The sequence below is a fragment of the Cohnella sp. WQ 127256 genome (genome assembly GCF_024519285.1).
GTDB lineage: Bacteria > Bacillota > Bacilli > Paenibacillales > Paenibacillaceae > Cohnella.
The window spans coordinates 111,332-133,533 of record NZ_JAMZCY010000009.1; the positions used below are offsets into that span (position 1 = coordinate 111,332).

Sequence of the window (22,202 nt, forward strand, 5' to 3'; positions counted from 1 at the left end):
TTACGCTGTGACGTTAATTGAGCTTCCGTAACCGAATTCCTTCAAGGACGAATTTCGCTCAAGCTCAGCCGCAAATACTGCCGGGTCTTCGTAAGAATCCCCGTTGCTGTTACCATTAGAGCCGGTACCGTTGCCAGAGTTGGACTGCCGTTGCTCTTGATGCATAAACGTAGTGCTTGCGTTAGCCGCTGGTTGCTGAACGACCTCAAGTCGTTCTACCTGGAGACCCTGACTGCTCAATGCTGATCTCAATTGTGACATTTGGTTTTCAAGGAGATCCCGTGCCATTAAATTATCAGTCATAAACTGAGCAGTTAATTGACCGTTATGCATAACAATTCGAATATCGACTTGACCTAGATGTTCAGGCGTTAGTGTTAGCTTTGCTTCAGAGGTTCCATTTCCTTGTGTTAATTGAAATTGTTTAATTAGGAACTTACTCATCTGCTCCGCAAACTGTTGTACCGGAACTTGTGTAGGTATTGTCGCTTTGCCATTTACCGATTCGGTGTTTGCCAATGAGTCGTTCTGCATAAACGTCCATGCAGGCTGAGAATCTGATTGGCTTGCTTCCTCCGTAGTAACAATAGAAGGAACGACAGCTGTTTGGCTATTGTTCGTTGCAGCAGCTTCGTTGCTGTTCACAACATTAAACCGCCAGATAGGTTCTCGAAGCGCTTGAATAGGTCGACGTGTTTCCTGTACAACTACTGCTGCCGCTGTCTGAGTCATTGCCTCTTTCGATACCGCAACGCCATTATCAGAAGCTTTAGTTGTAGCAGACTGACTACTAGTTTCACTAACAGAAGCTGGTACTGCTTGATTAGTTAGACCAGTGTTAGTAGCTTGACTCCCAATGGCATCTAGTTGTGCTTTAAGCTGACCAATAAAATTAGCCACAAGTTGTGCGCCATCTTTACCCGACGATAATGCCGTAGAGAGCTGCTGCAAAGTTTCACGCAGTGCTTTAACTACAGGTTTAGCGACGGTTGGATCCAGTACTGGTGTAGCCGTCTTCACTAATTCCGTTGTCACAGCTTCCTCTGAATTCCCAATAGACGAATTCAAGTTTACTTGTTGCAACACACCTTGGAAGGCCGCCAACAAAGCAGCTAATTCATCCATAGATTCAGAGGATAGAGCCGTGTCGCTTTCTTCTAGCTGCTGTAATTGATCTACTAGGTTTGCAAGCATTGCAAGCAAATCTTGTGATTGCTCAACAGAAGTGTCCAAGCCCAACTGTCCAAGTAAACCAGATAGACCATTAGGCAAAGTCAAGCCACTGTTCGTTGTTGCGGTATTGCTGCTTCCGTCGATTGCTTGCACTAGTGCGCCAGCGAAACCACCACCCAACGTGGAACTGGTTACAGAACCTGAAGTTGCCGTAACAGTCTTTCCTGAAGTCACTGGTGTCGATGAAATGGCCATGTTCATTTTTTTCACCTCCTTTCATATCGATTTCGCAAGTTTACTTATGGATTTGCGGGCATAAGCTTGCTAACTAAAGTTGCTGTCAACTTTTTGTTTTGAGTAGACATCTCATCCAAAATCTGAGATCTCGCAGAGTCGTTTAATACTGATAATGCACGCAGTACTTTACTCTGGTTCGATGCAGCCATCTGAATTAACAGCTCGGCAGCCTTTTGCGGCTTCATTGCTGATAACGTACCATTAAGCTCTGCGGTGTCGAGCGTAGAGGTTTGCTTGTCCTGTTTGAGCTCAAGCTCTTTAATCCTCGATTGTAGAGCAGCGATTTCACGATTTTCCACAGTATCGGAATCCTTCAATTTCATCGTTACGTCTGCTGCCTTTTTCGGATTCATACGCTCAAGCACTTTGCCCCGCTCAGTCGCGCCCATCTCACCAATGACTAGAGCAGACTCATCTAAAGTCATATTTTCTAGTATAGGAGCGGCTTTACTTGGAGTCATCTTTCCATACATTGCGGCTAGGGAAGATATTCGAGCTTGATAAGCGTCGCTAGTAATCGTCTGATCCGTATTTTCCTTAGTAAACTGATCAACTTTAATTTGCAGCTCATCAATTTGTTTTTTCTGTTGTGCGGTTTGTTCTGTAGCTTGTTTAAGTGATGTCTCCCGATCTGCGAGAAGCGCGTTTAGCTCCTCTACCTTTGCTTTGGCGTTGTTTACGGTAAGTTCTTCATCTGAGTTACCTACAGGTTCAGCAGGCTTGGCGGGATCTGGCACTATGGACTTAATAACTGGAATTTTATTCCCGATCTCAAGCGCCGCATTTCTCCACTCAGAGTTGAACATCAATAAAAGCACACCTAACAATACTGCGGTAAACAAGATCGGGGTAACAAAAAAGAGAAATCGTTCGAAGCCGCTGTAACTACTCTTTTCCACATCCGCGCTCGCCACGATTCTCCCCCCCTTCTCCTGCAATACGTTCTTACACAGTCACTTCACCTGCGTGAAGCAGCTGCAGCCCGAACGATTGCGATTTCATCCAGTTCATTTTGTTCTTTTGCGAGTCTTTCACTTCTAAAACGCTCTAGTGCACGATCTCTCGCATTGAGCCATACTTTTTCGTCTACCATTTTATCTGTCAGATGGCCTTGACGTTTTCTAACCTGTACCTCTGCAGTTCGTACACCTTCATGTTGACGTACAATTCGCTTGTCTACGGTTTCGATGTATCGCTGAAATATCAACAGTTCCGTTAATGGCGTTGGCTTTACCGAGGTTTCATGCAAGGCTTGTTCCAAGCCTCGACGTTCTTCGTTCAAGTTCTCAAGATGTTCTTCTTCTTTACGTAACTTCCCAAGCGACGCGGCATATTCCCATTCAGCCATTGACTTCTCACTGCCTTTTAAATCAACGATCTTCTGCAAATGATATCGGAATGACATGATCGGCTATTCTCATCTCCTGTAGAAATCGATGATCAATCGTTCTTGCGCTTCCTGAAGTGTAACCTTTTCATTCGTACGCTGTTGCGTGTACGTTCGAATAAGATCGTAATATTGAATGGCTTTATCAATTTCCGCATTTGAGCCCCGTTGATAAGCTCCAATATTAATTAAATCCTCGGAATCACGATAAATGGCAAGTAGTTTCTTCAATTGCTCTGCTGCCCCTTGCTGGTCCTCACTGATAATATCGTTCATTACACGGCTAACACTTGAAAGAATGTCTATCGCCGGAAAATGACCTTTATTCGCCAGATTACGATGAAGCACGATATGCCCATCCAATATACCTCGAACAGCATCGGCAATAGGTTCGTTCATATCATCACCGTCAACAAGCACTGTATAGAAAGCTGTAATGGATCCTTTAGGTCCTGTTCCGGCTCTCTCCAACAGTTTGGGAAGTGCAGCAAATACCGAAGGTGTATAACCACGTGTTGCCGGAGGTTCACCAATGGCCAAGCCTACCTCACGCATGGCCATAGCGTACCGAGTAACTGAATCCATCATCATCATGACATTCAGTCCTCTGTCTCGGAAATACTCAGCAATTGTCGTCGCAATAAGCGCGCCCTTGATCCTAACAAGAGCCGGTTGGTCCGACGTTGCTACGATTACAACCGAACGAGCAAGTCCTTCTGGTCCTAGATCCTTCTCAACAAACTCCAGAACCTCTCGTCCCCGTTCTCCGATTAAAGCAATAACGTTAACATCTGCCGAAGTATTTCGGGCAACCATGCCTAGCAGCGTACTTTTACCTACACCTGATCCGGCAAAAATCCCAACCCGTTGCCCTTGACCAACCGTAAGTAAACCATCTATCGCCCTAACTCCAACGCCAAGAGGCGTTAGCACCCTAGGCCGTTTAAGAGGATTACCTGGCGTATTGTGCGTTGAATAGTGAGGCATACGTACTGGTAAGTTAGAGCCGTCAAGCGGTTTTCCCAAACCATCCAACACCTTCCCAAGCAGCTCAGAGCCAACTTGAACGGTCAATGGACCTCCTGTTGCAACAACATCACAGCCTGGACCAACAGAATGAAGATCACCAAGTGGCATTAGCAGAACCCGATTGTTACGGAAACCAACGACCTCCGCTAGAACGGGCTTACCGCTTTTCATCGGATATATGGAGCACACATCGCCGATACTAGCATCCGGTCCTTCAGATTCTACTGTTAATCCAATAATTTGAATGACTTTACCATTGACCCGTAAGGGATCCATGTTATCAAGTGTTTCTGTATAACGATTAATATCAAGGAGCGGCATCTCGGTTACCCTCCTCACCTCGATGAGCAGCAACCTTAAGCAACTGTTCTCGGATAGCTGTCAGTTGAGTGTCGACACGTGCATCAATGCTTCCGAATGCTGACCGAACGATGCATCCGCCATCTTTAATCGTTGAATCCGGTACGATTTGTAATTCAGCTTGGGCATCCAAAGCAACAATAAGTTCATCGCGCGCAGCTTGTACATAAGCAAATTGAGAAGGAGCAACACAGAGTACGATAACACCTTGCTCTGTTCGTCTTTCAAGAGCTTTTGCATACAGCTTCATAGACATTTCCGGAGCTTTAGACAGCTTACGGTTAACAATCTTCTCTGCGATAGAACAGCTAAGCTCAACAAGGAACGATTCGCCATCTGTAATGATAGCTTCCTTAGTCACATAGGCTTGTTCAACAATTGAATGAGCTTCTTTAAGACGAGCTTCCCATTGATGAGTAAGCTCTTCCTCAGCCTGTTCAGCACCTACCCGAAAACCCTCATCGTAACCTTCACGATTCGATTGTTCCCGATGAAGCTGATCCTCTTCGCGTCTTGACTGCCACCATGTTTCTATTTCTTGCTGTGCGGCTACACGAATTTCAGATGCTGCCTCTTGTGCTTGAAGTAAAATTTGTTGTGCTGTATGTTCCGCATCCGCAATAATTGTTTCCTTCAAAGATTGTGTTTCGACATCAATAGCTTGATTTCCTTCGCTATCGACATCAGAATCTGAAATATTTTGCGGATTTGGCGTGAATCTTTGGATAAGCTCCAACCTCTTTAAATCTTCTAGCGAGACAACATGAGAGGATTTGATGAGATTAGACAATAATATCGTCTCCTCCGCCACGAGCAATGATGATCTCTCCGGCTTCTTCCAATCTGCGGATCGTGGCTACGATGCGTGTCTGAGCTTCCTCGACATCGCGAAGTCGCACAGGACCCATGTATTCCATCTCTTCCTTGAAAGTCTCGGCCATCCGCTTCGACATATTCCGGAAGATCGATTCCCTAACTTCTTCACTGGCCACTTTAAGCGCCAATTGGAGATCTGCGTTCTCGATGTCGCGAATGATACGTTGTATGGCTCTGTTGTCCAAATTGACGATATCCTCGAATACGAACATCCGCTTCTTGATTTCCTCCGCCAGCTCTGGATCTTGAATTTCCAAGGAATCCAAAATCGTACGTTCCGTACCACGGTCTACTCCGTTCAAGATGTGAACAATAGCCTCGATACCACCAGCATTCGTATAGTCCTGAGTTACCGTTGAGGACAATTTTTGCTCAAGCACTCTTTCTACCTGTGCAATAACATCCGGTGAAGTACTGTCCATCAATGCAATTCTACGAGCTACTTCAGCTTGCTTCTCTTGAGGAAGGGAGGAAAGTACTGCAGACGACTGCTCCGGCTGTAAGTAAGAAAGTACTAATGCGATCGTTTGCGAATTCTCATTCTGGATAAAGTTGAGGATCTGCGATGGTTCTGCTTTACGAGCAAAATCAAACGGACGCACTTGCAATGTTGCTGTCAAACGATTAAGAATATCCAGCGCCCGCTGACTACCGAGTGCTTTCTCAAGTATCTCCTTCGCGTAAGTAATACCACCTTGTGTGATATATTCCTGCGCGACACAGATTTGATGAAACTCGCTAAGAATCATTTCTTTTTCGCCGCTGTCGACCTTACGCACGTTTGCGATTTCCAGCGTAAGCTGTTCAATCTCATCATCTCGCAAGTGCTTGAACACTTGCGCGGACACTTCAGGTCCGAGGGTGATGAGGAGAATGGCTGCTTTTTGCCTACCCGACAAATGAATCCCCTTCGCCACCACTGCCACCTCTATTCATCCACTAGCCATGTCCGGAGAAGATTGACGAATTCGTCCGGCTTACGTTTAGCTAAGCTTTCCAACTGTTTACGAACCTGACTCTCACTAGCAACACTATCAATATCGATTGTAGGCATTTGAACTTGCGTCATTGCTTCAAGCTCTGCTGCTTCCTGTGCAGCTTTACGACGACGGTACACATAGTATCCGCCTCCACCGATCAATGCCAACGCGAGTAGCCCAGCACCAGCTAACCAATAAGTAGAAGCCGATGCGCCACCACCTGATACATCAGTACCTGCAAAAGATTGCGAGAGCACGGAGACACGCTGTGTCAAAGCTTCATCTGATAAATCCAATCCGGATTCAGCTAGGAGAACTCTTGCACTTCTAAGAAGTACACCTTGAATTTCCGCTAACTTCTCAGGTGTCATGTTTTCGGAATTTACACCAACATTTATCGATAAGTCCTTCACTTTATATGGAGCGTAGTCGATATTATTAGTAGTGCGATTAACTTCAAAGTTTACGATACTGTGGACTTTCTCAGAAGTCGTTGAGCCAGAGCTGCCTGCCGAAGGGTAATTGGAAATATCCGTCTCCCCTGTACCCGCGACCCCACTTGATTGCCCATCTTGTCCTTGGTAGGTTTCATTCGTTTCCTCACGGCTAATTTCGATCCCTTTGTTGTCGTTGTCCGGTAAAGGCTGTACAAGACTTTCAACTGAATTTTTTTTATCAAAATTCAAAGCAGAAACAACGCTAACGACCATATTATCCATTCCAACGATTGGATTGAGGAATTGTTGAATATTTCTCTTTAGCGTATTCTCAAATTCAGTCTGGATAGCAAACTGAGTTTCATAGAGTGCCCCGCCTAGAGCCGATCCACCACCAAGCTGGGATGACGGAGTTAAATCCCCCGTACTACTGCTAATCGTAATGTCTTTAATATCTAAGTTAGGAACAGCAGATTTAACGAGATTATAGTAGCTATCCACTTCTTCTTGCTTCGGTCGGAATCCCGGTTTGAAAGTCATAACGACAGCTGCAATCGCTTTGTCCTTATCGGACTCGTTGAGGAAGACGGAATCCTCAGGCAGAGTCACAATAGCTTTTACTTTAGATATCCCTTGCTTGCTCAAGAGCAATTGTTGGATTTCACCATTCATCGCATTACGGAACTTTACTTTAAATTCCTGATCTGTCGTACCGATGGCCGAAGAGGATTTACTTAATTCAGGAAATCCGATTGAACCATTCTGCACTAAACCTTGTGAACCAACATCAACTTTCACCTTCGATGACGAAGCACTTGGGACAGAAATGCTAGTTCCTGCATCGCTCAACTTATATCCGATACCGTTACCATCCAAATATTCAATGATAGCCGCTGCATCTGAGCTGTCTAAATTCTGGAATGCTAGCTCGTACTCGGTTCTTGTGAACAAATACGTCAATAAAATAATTGCAAAAAGTAACAAGGCAGCTGTTGAGGCGAGAACCCACTTTTGTGCTTTGCTATATTGGTTCCAGAAACCGAGTAACTTTTCTCGAACCTGTGCCCACTTCTCGTTCACGATTTCACCTCACCTGCGGTTGGCACTGCAAGAGAAGAGGAGCGAATCCTCTTCTAGCTTGCCGTGTTATTGCTATGCTGTTTAGTACGAATAGGCTACATCTGCATTCTCATAATTTCTTGATAGGCTTCAATAATCTTGTTTCGAACCTGTCCGGTTAAAGCGAGACTCAATTCAGCCTGTGTCGTTGCGATCAATACTTTATTCTCATCAACTGCTCCGATAAGAAATTGATCGTTTACCTTATGTACATTTTGCTCTTGCGCAGCTACACCATCTAAAGCACCCTTAAGAAACGTTGCGAAGCTTTCCGTTGCTTCTGCGGGAGTCGCTTTAGTTTGAACAACCGTACTTATGTTTGGGATAAGACCAACAGGAGCAATCGAATTTGTAATCAAGCTAACACCCCTTTTTCATCTTCTTCATCCGATCGTCTTAGGTACATCAGATCGGAATTAGCGTCCCATCTCCAATGCCTTCATGAACATTGCTTTCCTAGCATTGAGAGCTGTTACGTTCGCCTCATAGGAACGAGATGCGGCAAGTAGATCAACCTGTTCCTTCAGCATGTCTACATTTGGCATATAGACCATCCCGTTCGCATCAGCGTCGGGATGTGTTGGATTATACACCTGCTTAAACGGTGTTGAATCCTCTTTAATGGCTGTTACCTGCACCCCTTGTGCGGAAGAACCATTCATCTTCTGACTTAATACGTCTTGAAACCTCGGCTGTACTGCCTCCATGACGACCATCTTGCGTCTGTAGGGGACGAACTGTCCGTTTACATATCCTGCACGCGTCGTTTCAGCATTGGCGATGTTCGCTGAAATCACGTCCATCCTAAGCCGTTGTGCCGTCAATGCTGAGGCACTAGCATCGAATCCTTCAAGTCTCATCCGTTAAGCACTCCCTTGAATACCGATTCTCATCATCTTCGCCTCATGGCTAAACTGCTGACTGAGAAGGTTATACCGAAGCTGATTTTCTGCTTGTAAAGCCATTTCTTTGTCAATATCAACATTATTACGATTATTATTAATCGCTGTCGACTCATCCGTAACCACCCGTGGAGAAGGGGATGGATAGGAAGCATTAATAGGAATATGACGAGTATCCGTCATTCTGCCTGCAAGACTCTTTGTACGTTGTGTACCAATGGCTTGCGACAATAATTCTTCAAAAGCAACATCAGATCTCTTGTAATACGGCGTGTCCTCATTCGCAATATTGTTGGCTATTATTCTATGTCGCATCGCTGCGGCATGAATTCCGTTTTCCAAGCGTTGAAATGCAGCGCCCCCTAATATTTCCATCCCTGTCGCCTCTCTTCGCTTGTACATGAGAATTTATTCATGTTACGTCAAACTGTAATTCCACGTTAAGAACTCATATTCCTGCTTGATATGACACATTTTTAGTTATTTCTACAAAAAAAACAGCAAGTTACGACAGATTAAAAAATTCTAACAACATCATCTATGACATAGAGTCCTATTACAATAAGAAAAAAGCCCTAATCTTTTTTCAAAGATAGAGCTTACCATTCGTTTATGTTGGAGCTATTTAACTTTTACGATACTCAAGTTCTTGAAGTAATTGAGCATTTAGAATACGAATATAGGTGCCCTTCATTCCTAGTGATCTCGTTTCAATAACTCCGGCACTTTCTAATTTTCTTAAAGCATTAACAATTACAGAACGAGTGATCCCCGCACGGTCCGCAATTTTAGAAGCGACTAGAAGCCCCTCTTTCCCTTCTAGTTCCTCAAAAATATGCTCAACCGCTTCCATTTCACTAAACGAGAGAGAGTTGACAGCGACGGAGACAATCGCTTTGCTCCTCGCTTCGGCCTCCCTCTCCTCCAGTCTTTCTCTCAAGATCTCCATTCCTATAATCGTAGAACCGTATTCAGCCAAAATCAGATCATCATCGCCAAAAGATTCATTATTGCGAGATAGGACTAAAGTGCCAAGTCTCTCTCCGCCTCCGATTATTGGAACTATCGTTACGATTCCATTCTCGAAAGCTGATTTTAATGGAATTAAAATTTCCTCATGTGCCGCGATATTCGCAGCCGTCTCCGAGATACGCAAAAGCTGTTCATTTGTCTCTAGTGGAAATCTTAATTCATCTGCTTGCTCCCTGCGTAACCACATTTCAGAGAAATCAGCAGAATGAGCCAAACCAAGAACCTTCCCTCGTCTACTGAGGACAAAAACATTGCATTGCATCGTTTCCCGTAGTCCTTCCGCCATCTCACGGAAACTCAACGGCTTGCCCGCTGCTTCTTGCAACAATTTGTTTAGCGTCCGGGTTTTCATCAACAGCGTCATGATATGAATATCCTCCTAATACGTCAAACAAGCCATGCGGATATGCCGCCCTCTAAAGGACGGCATCATAGGTTTGTATTATAAAATATATTGACTCAAATCGCGATCGCTTGCAATAGAGGCTAGCTTTTCTCGGACATATTCAGGTGTAATTTGCATCTCTTCAAGCTGCAGCTCTGGAGCCTCAAAGGATAAATCCTCCAGCAACTTCTCCAGTAGCGTATGAAGCCTACGCGCCCCGATATTTTCCGTATTATGATTAACCTCTTGCGCCATTCGGGCAAGCTCGGAAATAGCCGGAGCTGTAAAGGTGACTTGGATACCTTCCGTCTGGAGAAGAGCTGTATATTGTTTCGTCAGAGCATTTTCAGGCTCTGTGAGAATTCTTACAAAATCCTCATCTGTTAAGCTACTGAGCTCTACCCGAATTGGGAATCGACCTTGAAGCTCTGGAATCAAATCGGAAGGTTTAGCCATATGGAAAGCTCCAGCTGCCATAAAGAGCACGTAATCCGTTTTAACAGGTCCATACTTGGTCATAACCGTCGAGCCTTCGACGATAGGTAGAATATCTCTCTGTACACCTTCACGAGACACATCAGGCCCCTGGCCGCGTCCTTGGCTTGCGATCTTATCGATCTCGTCTATAAAGATAATGCCGGATTGCTCCGCACGTTTCACTGATTCAGAAATGACATCATCCATATCGATCAGTTTTGTTGCTTCTTCAGAAATGAGCACTTTCCGAGCTTCCTTTACGCTTAACCGACGTTTCTTACGTCGTTTAGGAAGAAACTGGCCCAACATTTCCTGCATGTTCCCCATCTGATCTTGACCGGGACCACCAAGCATATCCAGCATGTTAGGTGAATTATCTTCGACATCAATTTCAATAATCTCGTTTTCCAACTGACCCGCATCAAGCTTAGCTTTCATATCACGTCTTTTTTCATGTACTGCTGCATCGACAGGCTCTGGCTCATCGCTAGGCGTGCTTATCCCCCCAAACAACATTTCAAGGGGGTTTTTCTGTGATTTAGGCTTCTCAGGGGCTGGAACTAACAGCGCTGCTAGACGCTCGTTCGCTGCCTTCTCAGCTTTATCCTTCACTTTCTCCATCCGCTCTTCCTTGACCATACGAATGGCTGTCTCAACCAAATCTCGAACCATAGACTCGACATCTCTGCCTACATATCCAACTTCCGTAAACTTTGTTGCTTCAACTTTAATAAACGGCGCATGAACGAGCTTCGCGAGTCTACGAGCGATTTCTGTCTTCCCGACCCCAGTCGGTCCGATCATTAATATATTTTTTGGGACGATCTCATCCCGAATATCCTCCGACAAAAGACTGCGGCGATAGCGATTACGCAAGGCGACTGCCACTGAGCGCTTTGCAGGCTTTTGTCCGACGATGTACTTATCAAGCTCTGATACAATTTGGCGGGGCGTCAGTGAACCGTTCATACGATCCTCTCCCTTATTGAGTTTTATCATCATATCTCCTCAACGACCAAGTTATTATTTGTGAACACACAAATTTCTGAAGCCGTTTCAAGCGCGGCGCGGGCGATATCCTTCGCTTCCATTGCAGGTGCATGGCGCATAAGTGCTCTTGCTGCTGCGAGAGCAAAGCTGCCCCCAGAGCCAATCGCTAATATACCATCATCAGGCTCAATAACTTCACCGTTACCGGACAACAGCAGCATGCCTGTGGCATCCACAACGATCATCATCGCTTCCAGACGGCGTAGCACCCGATCAGATCGCCAATCCTTAGCTAACTCCACCGCAGCACGTTGCAGGTTACCATGATGCTCCTCCAGCTTTCCTTCAAACTTCTCGAATAGTGTGATCGCATCCGCAACTGAACCCGCGAAGCCTGCAACAACTTGGTTACGGTAAAGCCTGCGAACTTTTTTCGCTGTATTTTTCATGACCATGCTATTCCCGAACGTTACCTGTCCATCTCCTGCAATAGCGCCTTTCCCATTATGGCGAACCGCACATATCGTCGTTGCATGAAAGCTCATATCCATGGGCTGATCCTCCCTATTATTCGGATTAAATTGGTTACTCGAATTTTAATTAGCAAAAGCAGCGGCTAATGAGATATACGCTGCCGCTGCTCAATTGGTTACAAACCAGAACTTTGCTTAATTTCATTACTAAGCGCGTCGATGCTTTCAAGTGCTCTCGCCGCGATTGCTTCGTTTTTCTCTTTCTTGCTTCGAACTCGATGTCCTAGCGGTGGGAAAAGTCCAAAATTCGCATTCATTGGTTGAAAATGCTTGAAGTCCGCCGTCGTAATATAGTTGGCCATACTCCCCAGAGTCGTATGTTCAGGAAGTATCAGTAGCTCTAGCCCTTTTGCAAATCTTCCCGCATTCAGCCCTGCAACCAAGCCAGAAGCAGCTGATTCCACGTAACCTTCTACCCCAGTCATTTGACCAGCGAAAAACAAAGTCTCTCTCCCGCGGAATTGATAAGTAGGATGGAGTAGCTTAGGTGAATTAATGAATGTATTCCGATGCATAACCCCGTAGCGAACAAATTCAGCGTTCTCGAGACCCGGAATTAAGGAAAAAACTCTTTTCTGCTCTCCCCACTTCAAGTGGGTTTGAAATCCGACCATATTATATAAGGTTCCTGCTGCATTGTCTTGGCGTAATTGTATGACTCCATGCGATATCGCTTCGGTACGAGGATCGATTAAACCTACTGGCTTCATCGGACCAAAAAGCACGGTCTGCTTTCCACGCTTTGCCATTACCTCGATTGGCATGCAGCCTTCGAAGTACATATCCTTCTCGAAGTCTTTGACCTCTGCAGTTTCTGCTGTCGTCAGCGCTTCGTAGAATACATCGAATTCCGCTTCCGTCATTGGACAGTTCAAGTAAGCAGCTTCTCCCTTATCGTATCGGGAAGCCAAGAAAACCTTATCTAAATCGATAGAGTCCTTCTCAATGATCGGAGCAGCAGCATCGAAAAAGTAGAAGTACTCTTCTCCCATGAGCTGTTTAATGCTTTCCGAAAGCCCAAGGGAGGTAAGTGGCCCCGTCGCGATTACGACGATCCCCTCAGTCGGAATTTCTGTAACCTCTTCATTTTTCACCGTAATGAGTGGGTGCTCCCTCAACCGCGAGGTCACTTCTCCGGAAAAGCCATCGCGGTCTACTGCTAGTGCTCCTCCGGCAGGTACGGCATGCAAATCTGCACAAGATAGGATAAGGGAATCCAATCTTCTCATCTCTTCTTTAAGTACACCAACCGCATTAGCCAAACCATTAGCTCTCAGACTATTACTACAAACTAACTCCGCAAATCCTTCCGTGTGATGGGCAGGCGTCTGCTTTACCGGACGCATTTCATATAAAGTAACGGGAACTCCCTGCTTGGCGATTTGCCAAGCAGCTTCACTGCCGGCAAGACCAGCTCCGATAACCGTTACGGACTGAACTTCTTTCAAAACAATTAACCTCCTAACCATTTATAACCCTTATTCTGCAGCTTCTTCATTGTCCTCAACATTTTCTGAGTGAGTACAAACCGTACAATGATATTGAACTTCACCTTTTACACGCTTCTCTATCATCATGCTGCCACAGCTTGGACATGGCTTCGCGACGGGCTTATCCCAAGATACATAATCGCAGCCCGGATAAAGGTTACATCCGTAGAACATACGACCCTTCTTGCTCCTACGCTCGACAATTTGTCCTTCGGCGCATTTAGGACAATGGACACCTGTATCTTTAATGATCGGTTTTGTATTCCGACAATTCGGAAAGCCTGAACAGGCAAGGAACTTACCGAAGCGTCCCATCTTATATACCATTGGACTTTCGCATTTATCGCAAACTTCGTCAGATGGCTCGTCTTTGATTTCGATTTCTTTCATCTCTTCTTCGGCATAATTAAGTCTAACCTCGAATGATTTATAGAAATCTCCAATGACACTAACCCAATCCTGAGTTCCTTCCTCTACATGGTCTAAATTACCTTCCATGTTTGCAGTAAACTCAGCATCCAGAATTTCCGGGAAGAACTCTTCCATGAGCTGAATAACAAGATCTCCAAGCTCTGTCGGAATAAATTTCTTCTCTTCCATCGCCACATAATTTCTTTTTTGAATCGTCTCTAACGTTGGCGCGTAAGTGCTTGGACGTCCAATTCCGAGCTCTTCAAGCATTCTAACAAGCCTTGCTTCCGTATAACGTGGAGGCGGCTGCGTAAAGTGCTGTTTGGGCTCAATTTGCTTCGAATTGACTTTATCCCCCGCAACAAGCGCCGGAAGTAGACGATCTTCATCGGTCGTTCCATCGTCATTACCTTCAACATACACCTTCATGAAACCAGCAAATTTAAGCTTCGAACCATTAGCCCTGAAAGAAACCGGTCCATTACCTAAATCTATGGTCATCGTATCTAGCACCGCTGATGACATCTGACTAGCAACAAAACGTTCCCATACTAATTTATACAATCTAAACTGATCTTTAGAAGTAAATGCTTTCACCGAATCTGGGTCGCGAAGAACGGAGGTCGGACGAATCGCTTCATGCGCGTCTTGAGCATTAGCATTTTTCTTCGTATATATACGCGGGGTTTCCGGCAAAAACTTACTGCCGTACTTTCCGTCAATATATTCCTTAGCTTCTTCCTGTGCAACAGGAGAAATGCGAGTCGAATCCGTACGCATATAAGTAATAAGACCAACTGTGCCCTCTTTACCCAGATCCACACCTTCATAAAGCTGTTGCGCGATTTGCATCGTCTTAGAGGCACGGAAATTAAGCTTACGTGCAGCTTCCTGTTGCAAGGAACTTGTGATGAACGGTGGCGATGGATTACGTAAACGCTCCTTCTCCTTCACTTCTCCCACAACAAAATCTTCACTGCCCATAAGAGCGAGCACTTCATTAACATCCGCTTCACTATTCAGTTCCTTTTTCACCCCATTAAGGGAATGAAACTTCGCTTCGAACGTCGCACTTTCTTTCAATAGATGTGCGGTAATGCTCCAATATTCTTCAGGAATGAAATCATTAATCTCATTCTCGCGGTCATGGATCAGCTTAACGGCAACGGACTGAACACGTCCAGCGCTTAAGCCTTTTTTGACTTTCTTCCATAATAGGGGACTGATCTTATATCCAACAAGTCGGTCAAGCACCCTTCTCGCTTGCTGAGCATTAACGAGATCCATATCGATCGGACGAGGATTTTTGAAAGCATCCTTTACAGCTTGCTTCGTAATCTCGTTAAATACGACACGGCATGCATCCTTTTCATCTATATCCAAATAATGCGCTAAATGCCACGCGATCGCTTCGCCCTCCCTGTCGGGATCGGCTGCTAGATATATTTTTTTTACTTTTTTGCTGGCATCCCGAAGTTCCTTAAGAATGCTGCCCTTACCGCGAATCGTAATGTATTTAGGCTCAAAATCATTTTCTACCTCTACCCCGATCTGACTTTTGGGTAAATCGCGAATGTGCCCCATGGACGCTTTGACGATAAATTTACTTCCCAAATATTTCCCGATCGTCTTGGCCTTAGCCGGCGACTCTACAATTACGAGTGAATCCGCCACGCCCATTCCTCCTCTCCTACGGTCGACAAGTCCTCGTGCCTATGTGCTTATGTCTTCATTAAAGGACATTATATACAGAACCGGGTTGTTGATGAATCCGTCTTTTTATTAGTAAAGATAGCAGAACAGAGTGTAAATGTCCAAATGTCATCCCAGAAAGCGTCGTTAGCTCATCTATAGTACAAGGTGCATCAAGTAAAATATTGTAAATCACTTCCTCGTCTCCAGTCAAATTTTGCACCGCCGAGGGTAATACATCGGCTACATCTCTTCGTAATTCCGGTGTAAAAATTTGGGGCAATCTGTAAGCATAGGCTTGAAAAATATCTGATGCATCCAGTACTGGGTTTGCACCTTTTCTAAAGTACTCAAGTGCCCCCTTGCTTCGTGGAGAGGTAATTTGCCCTGGAACAATAAATACATCCCGATCATAATCAAGCGCCAAATCAGCCGTTATCAATGCTCCACTTCGCTGTGCAGCTTCCACGACGATGACCCCATAGGACAAACCCGCTATAATTCGATTACGCAAAGGAAATAATCCAGGATGGAGAATCGTATCAGGCGGACTTTCGGAAACAATGAGACCATAAATGGCCAATTCCTTGTACAGTGCCTTGTTATCGGGTGGATAACAGAAATCCACCCCTCCCGCCAACACCGCGATCGTCCCGTATGGCGCGTGTAACGCACCCAAATGCGCTACTGCATCAATCCCCCTCGCCAACCCACTGACGACAGTCATACGCTGTGCACAGCCCGCTGCGATATCCTCTGTAACCTTGCGACCATAGCTGGTTGCTAATCTTGTTCCCACAATAGCTATAGTTGGGTTCCGAACAAGGTCTAAGTTCCCTCTGTAGTAAAGAATCCATGGCGGATCGGAAATCTGATAGAGCAATTCGGGATACTCGTCATCTAAGAACGTAACGATTCGCATATCCCCTTCTTCATAGCGGCGACGCCGTCGTTCAGCAACTTCCAAACGCAAATTCAGAACAACGGCAGCTGCTTGCCTGGGACTGAGTCCCAAGTCGCGCCAATCCCCTGCAAGATAGTTGGACACATGGAGTAACGATCCATTCCCTTTAGACACACCTCGAAGCAAAACAGTCGCAATAGTAATTCTGCCCACACCTTCTGTTTCATGTAAAGCAATCAATACTTCTCTTGATATGCCGGTTGATATAGCTTCAGCCTTCGTCACCGTTCTAACCTTTTTATTCCCCTTCTCTTTCTCGTCCATCATAAGGGCGCAACTCCTTGTTCGTATCAAGTATGTAATTCAAAAAAAGAAACAAAAAAAACCTTCCACTCCCTCGTTAGAGGGGGCAGAAGGCTGCTTGCCTTGCCAGTTCGCATACATAGCTCAACGAACTATTAAGCGATTGTTATATGAAGCTTACTGTATCATTAACCTTTGCACTTTTCCAGCAAACCTTTTTCCTCAAGAACAGTTACAAGAGTAGCGCCCATGTCGGATGGTGTCGGAGCAACGCGGATACCGCAAGCTTCGAGTACCGAGATTTTCTCAGCTGCTGTACCTTTACCACCTGAGATAATTGCGCCAGCATGACCCATACGTTTACCTTCAGGAGCGGTTGCACCGCCGATGAAGCCTACGACAGGTTTCGTCATGTTCGCTTTAACCCACTCAGCAGCTTCTTCTTCTGCAGTTCCGCCGATTTCACCGATCATGATAACTGCATACGTATCCGGATCATCATTAAACAGCTTAAGAATATCGATAAACTCGGAGCCCTTAACAGGATCTCCACCGATACCTACCGCAGAAGATTGACCAATGTTGTTTGAAGTCAATTGGTGAACAGCTTCGTAAGTCAACGTTCCAGAACGTGAAACGACACCTACATGGCCTTTTTTGTGAATATAGCCAGGCATAATGCCGATTTTAATTTCTCCTGGTGTAATAACACCTGGACAGTTCGGTCCGATTAAACGAGTTTTCTTACCTTCCATGAAACGCATAACTTTAACCATGTCGAGTACCGGAATTCCTTCCGTAATACAGATGACAAGATCCAGCTCAGCATCTACCGCTTCCATGATTGCATCAGCCGCGAACGGAGGAGCAACATAGATAACGGACGCAGTTGCGCCTGTTGCGTTTACAGCCTCTACTACCGTGTTAAATACCGGCAAAGAAACAGTTGTGCCATTTTCCAAGTTGAAGTCTACGTTTGTGCCACCTTTACCTGGTGTAACACCGCCGACCATTTGCGTACCATAATCCAGTGCACCCTTGGCGTGGAAATTTCCCGTTGCGCCCGTGATGCCTTGGGTGATCACCTTGGTGTTTTTATCGATCAAAATACTCATGATTACACACTCCCCGGTAGGTTCTCCCTAGTCATTTCACGAGCGACACAATTTTTTGCGCGCCGTCGGACATCGAATCTGCAGCCACAATGTTCAGGCCAGATCCGTTCAAGATTTCTTTACCTTTTGCAACGTTAGTACCTTCAAGACGAACAACAAGTGGACGATCAAGGCCAAGCTCGCGAGCAGCAGCTACAACGCCCTCAGCAATAATGTCGCACTTCATTATGCCACCGAAAATGTTAACGAAAATACCTTTAACGTTTGGATCAGAAAGGATGATCTTGAACGCTTCTGTTACTTTTTCTTTCGTCGCACCGCCGCCAACATCAAGGAAGTTAGCTGGGGAACCGCCAAAATATTTAATAATATCCATAGTCGCCATAGCTAGTCCAGCGCCATTAACCATACAGCCAATGTTGCCATCTAGAGCGATATAGGAAAGGTCGAATTTAGAAGCTTGAATTTCCTTAGCATCTTCTTCGTCAAGGTCACGAAGCTCAACAATGTCCTTGTGACGGAACAACGCGTTAGAGTCGAAGTTCAACTTCGCATCAAGTGCCATTACATCTCCAGAGCCCGTAACAACAAGGGGATTGATTTCCGCGATGGAGCAATCCTTCTCATCAAACGCTTTATAGAGAGCAAGCATGAACTTAACCGCTTTGTTGATTTGTTCGCCTGGAATCTTAATGTCATAAGCCAATTGACGAGCTTGGAACATTTGTAATCCAACCGCTGGATCAACGACGACTTTAACGATTTTCTCTGGGGAATGGGCAGCTACTTCTTCAATATCCATGCCGCCTTCTTCGGATCCCATCATAACTACGCGACCAGTACCCCGGTCAACCACAACACCAATGTAATATTCCTTCTTGATGTCACAGCCTTCTTCGATCAGAAGACGCTTAACTTCTTTACCTTCTGGACCCGTTTGGTGCGTTACTAATACTTTACCTAACAATTCCTTCGCGTAATTCGCAACATCGTCAATGCTCTTGGCGATTTTAACGCCACCTGCTTTACCCCGTCCACCTGCGTGAATTTGGGCTTTTACAACAGTAACTGAGCTTCCGAGTTCTTTCGCGGCGCTTACGGCTTCGTCGACGGTGAACGCCACTTTGCCGCGCGGCACGTTAACGCCATATTGCCTCAAGACTTCCTTGCCTTGATACTCATGAATATTCATGATCCTGGCATCCTCCCGTTGTGCGCTTTAATATCAGTGCGGTTGTGACCGTTTCAATGCTAGCATTAAAAGGGTAACCGTCACAGATGACTCCTTGGTTAGCGATACATTGTATCGCTCATAGCCGTCACACAAACGAATTTATGTAACAAAACTCTCATCATTGTATCACTAATCGCTAAATGCTTCCTCTCTTTTTAATCAATTTATTAGTCTTATTTAGCAATGGTTTCATCTCATATTGAGATTGAAAATAGGCAAACACATATAGTTTTTGAGATTATAGCTTTTTTTATGCTTCATAAATCGTAAAATTTTCTTCTTCAAATGATCAGATTACAGAGAAGTTGATTTCGAAACATCGCTGCTAATCGACTTTGGGAACAGCAACCCAAGCTTAAAGGGTAAAAGCTACGAGATTGGTTACCTATGGACGAAACGTAAACTCAGAGAAAACAAATGAAATCGCCCCGTCCTGCTGAAAGCGGCATCTCGTGATTCGACGAACACTGTTCGCTATCGATTACCGGAGACAGATTACCAATAGCATTGACAGTATTTGTCACGAGCAGTATTCTAGATTTATAACGCAGTGTTCGGAAGGAAGCACCTTCCCGTCAGATTTAGATCATAGACGGAGGAAGGTGCTTTTTGTGTATGTCAAAATTATGAGTGCTAGCGTGCTCGGCGTGGAAGGTCGGTTTATCGAGGTTGAAGTCAATATTTGCACCGGCTTACCACAGGTATCCGTAGTTGGGCTTCCCGACTCCGCAGTACGTGAATCTGTTGAACGTGTAAGAGCCGCTATCCAGAACGGCGGAATGAAATTCCCCATGGATCGGATCACAATTAATCTAGCTCCAGCGGATCTGCGCAAGGAAGGAAGCGCATTTGACTTAGCGATCGCTGCAGGAATACTATGCGCGAGCGGCCAAGTCGACGCTAGATTATTGGAGGATACTTTGTTCATTGGAGAGCTCGCGTTGAATGGAACGGTAAGAAATGTACCAGGTGTGCTTTCGATGACAGAATTAGCTCGCAATGCAGGAATTAGAAGGATCATTGTCCCCCTAGCAGCCACTGCTGAAGCTTCTCTCATTCCAGGGATCGAGGTATTCGGCATAGCATCGCTTGCTGAATGGATCAATGGTTTCATTGATGATTCTGATGATTTATCTGGTTCCAATGCGGAATCACTATCCCGCTCCAATCAGCCACGATTATCGAGCCAATCGAAATCACAGTCTGACACTTATGAGGGTGATCTCAATCTCTCGGATGTCATCGGTCAGGAACAAGGGAAACGGGCACTTCTTATCGCCGCAAGTGGTATGCACAACCTTCTTATATTATGATACAATGCCCGTATGGTGAGATCGTCATATTATTGGAGGATGTACATATGAGCAATAATAAAATTCCGGTTGTTGGTTATGCAAGGGTGTCAACAGCGAAAGATGAACAAGATCATTCATATGACTCACAAAAATTGTACTTCAGTGAAGTCATTCGAGACAAGTACAAAGGTTTCGAGTTGACACATATCTATGCAGACAAGAAAACTGCTACCAAATTCCAACGAAAAGACTTTCTTCAGATGATCCAAGATGGTGGCGTGAACGTGAGTAAGACAAAAGCAACTGGAAAAATTGTTTTTGAAGTTGATCGGAACAGAGAGCCCCAGTTCAAATATATTTTGGTATCAAACCTTTCTCGCTTCGCGCGCGATACTTTAGCAATTGATCCTGTTCGAGATCTGAAGACCAAAGGAGTTAATATTATATTTCTAGATTCCGGTAAATCCACAGAAAATGAATCTGATTGGTTTCACATAGAACTCATGTTTACATTTGCTGCCAACGAATCACGCGATAAATCCATAAAGATGAAAGATGGATTTGCTAGGACTGCTAAACGTGGTGCATTAATGACCAAGGGTTTGTTTGGATATGATTATATTAAAGACAATAAAGAATTGGTTATTAATGAAGAAGAAGCTGAAACGGTACGCAAGATATATGAATTATATAATAGAGGTGAGGGGTTTAGACGGATCATCAATAATTATGGTCTATTGAATCGAAATGGCAACCAATTCCCTATTAATTCCATAAAGCACGTTCTGAGTAACGAGAAATACTATGGTACTCTCGTTCGAAACAAGTGGGATTCTGGAGTTGTATTCAATAAACATTATCCAAAAGTTAGAGAGAATATTAATGAAGAAAATATTCATCATGACGTTATTCCCGCGATAATCAGTAAAGAAACGTTCGATAAAGCACAACAAATTAGAGCTGGAAAAATTAGTACCGTGAGCCAAAAGGGAATTTATAAAGGAATATCAGAATTTGCAGGATTGATCAAATGTAAAAAATGCGGTGAAGCAAACTATGTCAGAAATGTTGATAGGGGAAAACACTATTTCATATGTGCTAAGAAGAAGTCAAAAGGAAAGGCTGGATGTGATGGATTGAATTTCCATATGAAAGATCTAGAGAACGCCATCGATTACTTTGCCAAAGAAGGGTTAGCATTAGCTATTGATGATTTGAAATTTGAGTATGAGGATTTATTGATTAAAACAAAAGAGATAATCACAAATAAAATTAATAATCAATCACTGGATGAAGCGAATCACTGTAAACTTCGTATTGATGATATTGATAATCAGAAAAAGCGTCTATTAAAGTTATATATGGATGGTTCATATGACAAGGACATGTTAGATAATATGCTAGAAGAATCGAACAGTGAGCAAAAGGAATTGCAAGAACAATATGTTGAATTGTCAATGTCAAATGAAGACATCAATAAAGAATTATCAGATATTGATCAATTCATTAAACAGATATACGAATTCATACCATATGAGTTTTATTATCGGGAACAACTTATTGAATTAATTGATAAGATTGTTGCTGGATCATATGATGGAACGATTGATGCTAAAACTGGAATTAACGACAATACCCCTGTGTTAATGCTTGAGTTTCATTTTAAGCCGTTTAAGCAGATCAATCAGATTATCGGTAAATATATGGACAAAGATTTAGTTAAAATTAGCGAAAGTATATCTTGGGATGTATACAAAAGAAGAAAAGAATAAACGACAAAA

At 44.4% G+C, this 22,202-nt stretch carries 20 protein-coding genes; 2 read left to right on the forward strand and 18 right to left on the reverse strand.

Translation table 11 applies throughout. The features are described 5' to 3' along the window. The 18 genes from M1K58_RS23705 to sucC form a co-directional block, all read right to left on the reverse strand. A complete protein-coding gene (locus tag M1K58_RS23705; RefSeq protein ID WP_256761370.1) occupies positions 1-1,434 on the reverse strand; it encodes a flagellar hook-length control protein FliK in 1,434 nt (477 codons plus the stop codon). Positions 1,435-1,472: 38 nt separating this feature from the next. Then, positions 1,473-2,384: a MotE family protein gene (locus tag M1K58_RS23710; RefSeq protein ID WP_256761371.1), complete on the reverse strand. Its 912-nt coding sequence runs from the start codon at positions 2,382-2,384 to the stop codon at positions 1,473-1,475. A 44-nt stretch (positions 2,385-2,428) separates the two neighbouring features. Continuing rightward, positions 2,429-2,875: a flagellar export protein FliJ gene (gene fliJ / locus M1K58_RS23715; protein ID WP_256761372.1), complete on the reverse strand. Its 447-nt coding sequence runs from the start codon at positions 2,873-2,875 to the stop codon at positions 2,429-2,431. A gap of 12 nt (positions 2,876-2,887) precedes the next feature. Further along, on the reverse strand, positions 2,888-4,207 hold the full coding sequence (fliI, locus tag M1K58_RS23720; RefSeq protein ID WP_256761373.1) for a flagellar protein export ATPase FliI: 1,320 nt from the start codon (positions 4,205-4,207) through the stop codon (positions 2,888-2,890). Further along, a complete protein-coding gene (locus M1K58_RS23725; RefSeq protein ID WP_256761374.1) occupies positions 4,194-5,036 on the reverse strand; it encodes a FliH/SctL family protein in 843 nt (280 codons plus the stop codon). Before M1K58_RS23725 ends, fliI begins: the two co-directional genes overlap by 14 nt. Beyond that, the gene (gene fliG, locus M1K58_RS23730) at positions 5,029-6,039 is read right to left on the reverse strand and encodes a flagellar motor switch protein FliG (protein WP_256761596.1); all 1,011 of its coding nucleotides are present in this window, start codon (positions 6,037-6,039) and stop codon (positions 5,029-5,031) included. Before fliG ends, M1K58_RS23725 begins: the two co-directional genes overlap by 8 nt. 11 nt (positions 6,040-6,050) lie before the next feature. Beyond that, positions 6,051-7,619, reverse strand: a complete 1,569-nt coding sequence (fliF, locus tag M1K58_RS23735; RefSeq protein ID WP_256761375.1) for a flagellar basal-body MS-ring/collar protein FliF — start codon at positions 7,617-7,619, stop codon at positions 6,051-6,053. A 95-nt stretch (positions 7,620-7,714) separates the two neighbouring features. Next, positions 7,715-8,014, reverse strand: coding sequence for a flagellar hook-basal body complex protein FliE (gene fliE / locus M1K58_RS23740; RefSeq protein ID WP_256761597.1), 300 nt, complete (start codon positions 8,012-8,014; stop codon positions 7,715-7,717). Positions 8,015-8,074: 60 nt separating this feature from the next. Further along, on the reverse strand, positions 8,075-8,518 hold the full coding sequence (flgC, locus tag M1K58_RS23745) for a flagellar basal body rod protein FlgC (protein ID WP_256761376.1): 444 nt from the start codon (positions 8,516-8,518) through the stop codon (positions 8,075-8,077). 3 nt (positions 8,519-8,521) lie between these two features. After that, on the reverse strand, positions 8,522-8,935 hold the full coding sequence (flgB, locus tag M1K58_RS23750) for a flagellar basal body rod protein FlgB (RefSeq protein WP_256761377.1): 414 nt from the start codon (positions 8,933-8,935) through the stop codon (positions 8,522-8,524). Between the two features lie 250 nt (positions 8,936-9,185). Then, positions 9,186-9,956: a GTP-sensing pleiotropic transcriptional regulator CodY gene (gene codY, locus M1K58_RS23755; protein WP_256761378.1), complete on the reverse strand. Its 771-nt coding sequence runs from the start codon at positions 9,954-9,956 to the stop codon at positions 9,186-9,188. Positions 9,957-10,034: 78 nt separating this feature from the next. After that, positions 10,035-11,423 (reverse strand): ATP-dependent protease ATPase subunit HslU, encoded by a 1,389-nt coding sequence (gene hslU, locus M1K58_RS23760; protein ID WP_256761379.1) that lies wholly within the window; start codon positions 11,421-11,423, stop codon positions 10,035-10,037. A 29-nt stretch (positions 11,424-11,452) separates the two neighbouring features. Next, positions 11,453-11,995 carry an ATP-dependent protease subunit HslV gene (gene hslV / locus M1K58_RS23765; RefSeq protein WP_256761380.1) on the reverse strand — a complete coding sequence of 181 codons (543 nt, stop codon included), beginning with the start codon at positions 11,993-11,995 and terminating at the stop codon, positions 11,453-11,455. Between the two features lie 98 nt (positions 11,996-12,093). Further along, positions 12,094-13,425, reverse strand: coding sequence for an FADH(2)-oxidizing methylenetetrahydrofolate--tRNA-(uracil(54)-C(5))-methyltransferase TrmFO (gene trmFO / locus M1K58_RS23770; RefSeq protein WP_256761381.1), 1,332 nt, complete (start codon positions 13,423-13,425; stop codon positions 12,094-12,096). A gap of 30 nt (positions 13,426-13,455) precedes the next feature. Next, positions 13,456-15,552 carry a type I DNA topoisomerase gene (gene topA, locus M1K58_RS23775; RefSeq protein WP_256761382.1) on the reverse strand — a complete coding sequence of 699 codons (2,097 nt, stop codon included), beginning with the start codon at positions 15,550-15,552 and terminating at the stop codon, positions 13,456-13,458. Positions 15,553-15,610: 58 nt separating this feature from the next. Next, complete coding sequence (gene dprA / locus M1K58_RS23780) at positions 15,611-16,801, reverse strand: DNA-processing protein DprA (protein WP_256761383.1); 1,191 nt, start codon at positions 16,799-16,801, stop codon at positions 15,611-15,613. A 164-nt stretch (positions 16,802-16,965) separates the two neighbouring features. Next, a complete protein-coding gene (gene sucD, locus M1K58_RS23785; protein ID WP_256761384.1) occupies positions 16,966-17,892 on the reverse strand; it encodes a succinate--CoA ligase subunit alpha in 927 nt (308 codons plus the stop codon). A 31-nt stretch (positions 17,893-17,923) separates the two neighbouring features. Beyond that, complete coding sequence (gene sucC, locus M1K58_RS23790; protein ID WP_256761385.1) at positions 17,924-19,084, reverse strand: ADP-forming succinate--CoA ligase subunit beta; 1,161 nt, start codon at positions 19,082-19,084, stop codon at positions 17,924-17,926. Positions 19,085-19,737: 653 nt separating this feature from the next. On the opposite strand from sucC, the gene M1K58_RS23795 reads away from it, so the two are divergent. Both M1K58_RS23795 and M1K58_RS23800 read left to right on the forward strand, forming a co-directional pair. Continuing rightward, positions 19,738-20,439, forward strand: a complete 702-nt coding sequence (locus tag M1K58_RS23795) for a magnesium chelatase domain-containing protein (protein WP_256761386.1) — start codon at positions 19,738-19,740, stop codon at positions 20,437-20,439. 47 nt (positions 20,440-20,486) lie between these two features. Next, on the forward strand, positions 20,487-22,193 hold the full coding sequence (locus M1K58_RS23800) for a recombinase family protein (protein WP_256761387.1): 1,707 nt from the start codon (positions 20,487-20,489) through the stop codon (positions 22,191-22,193). Positions 22,194-22,202 lie beyond the last annotated feature (9 nt).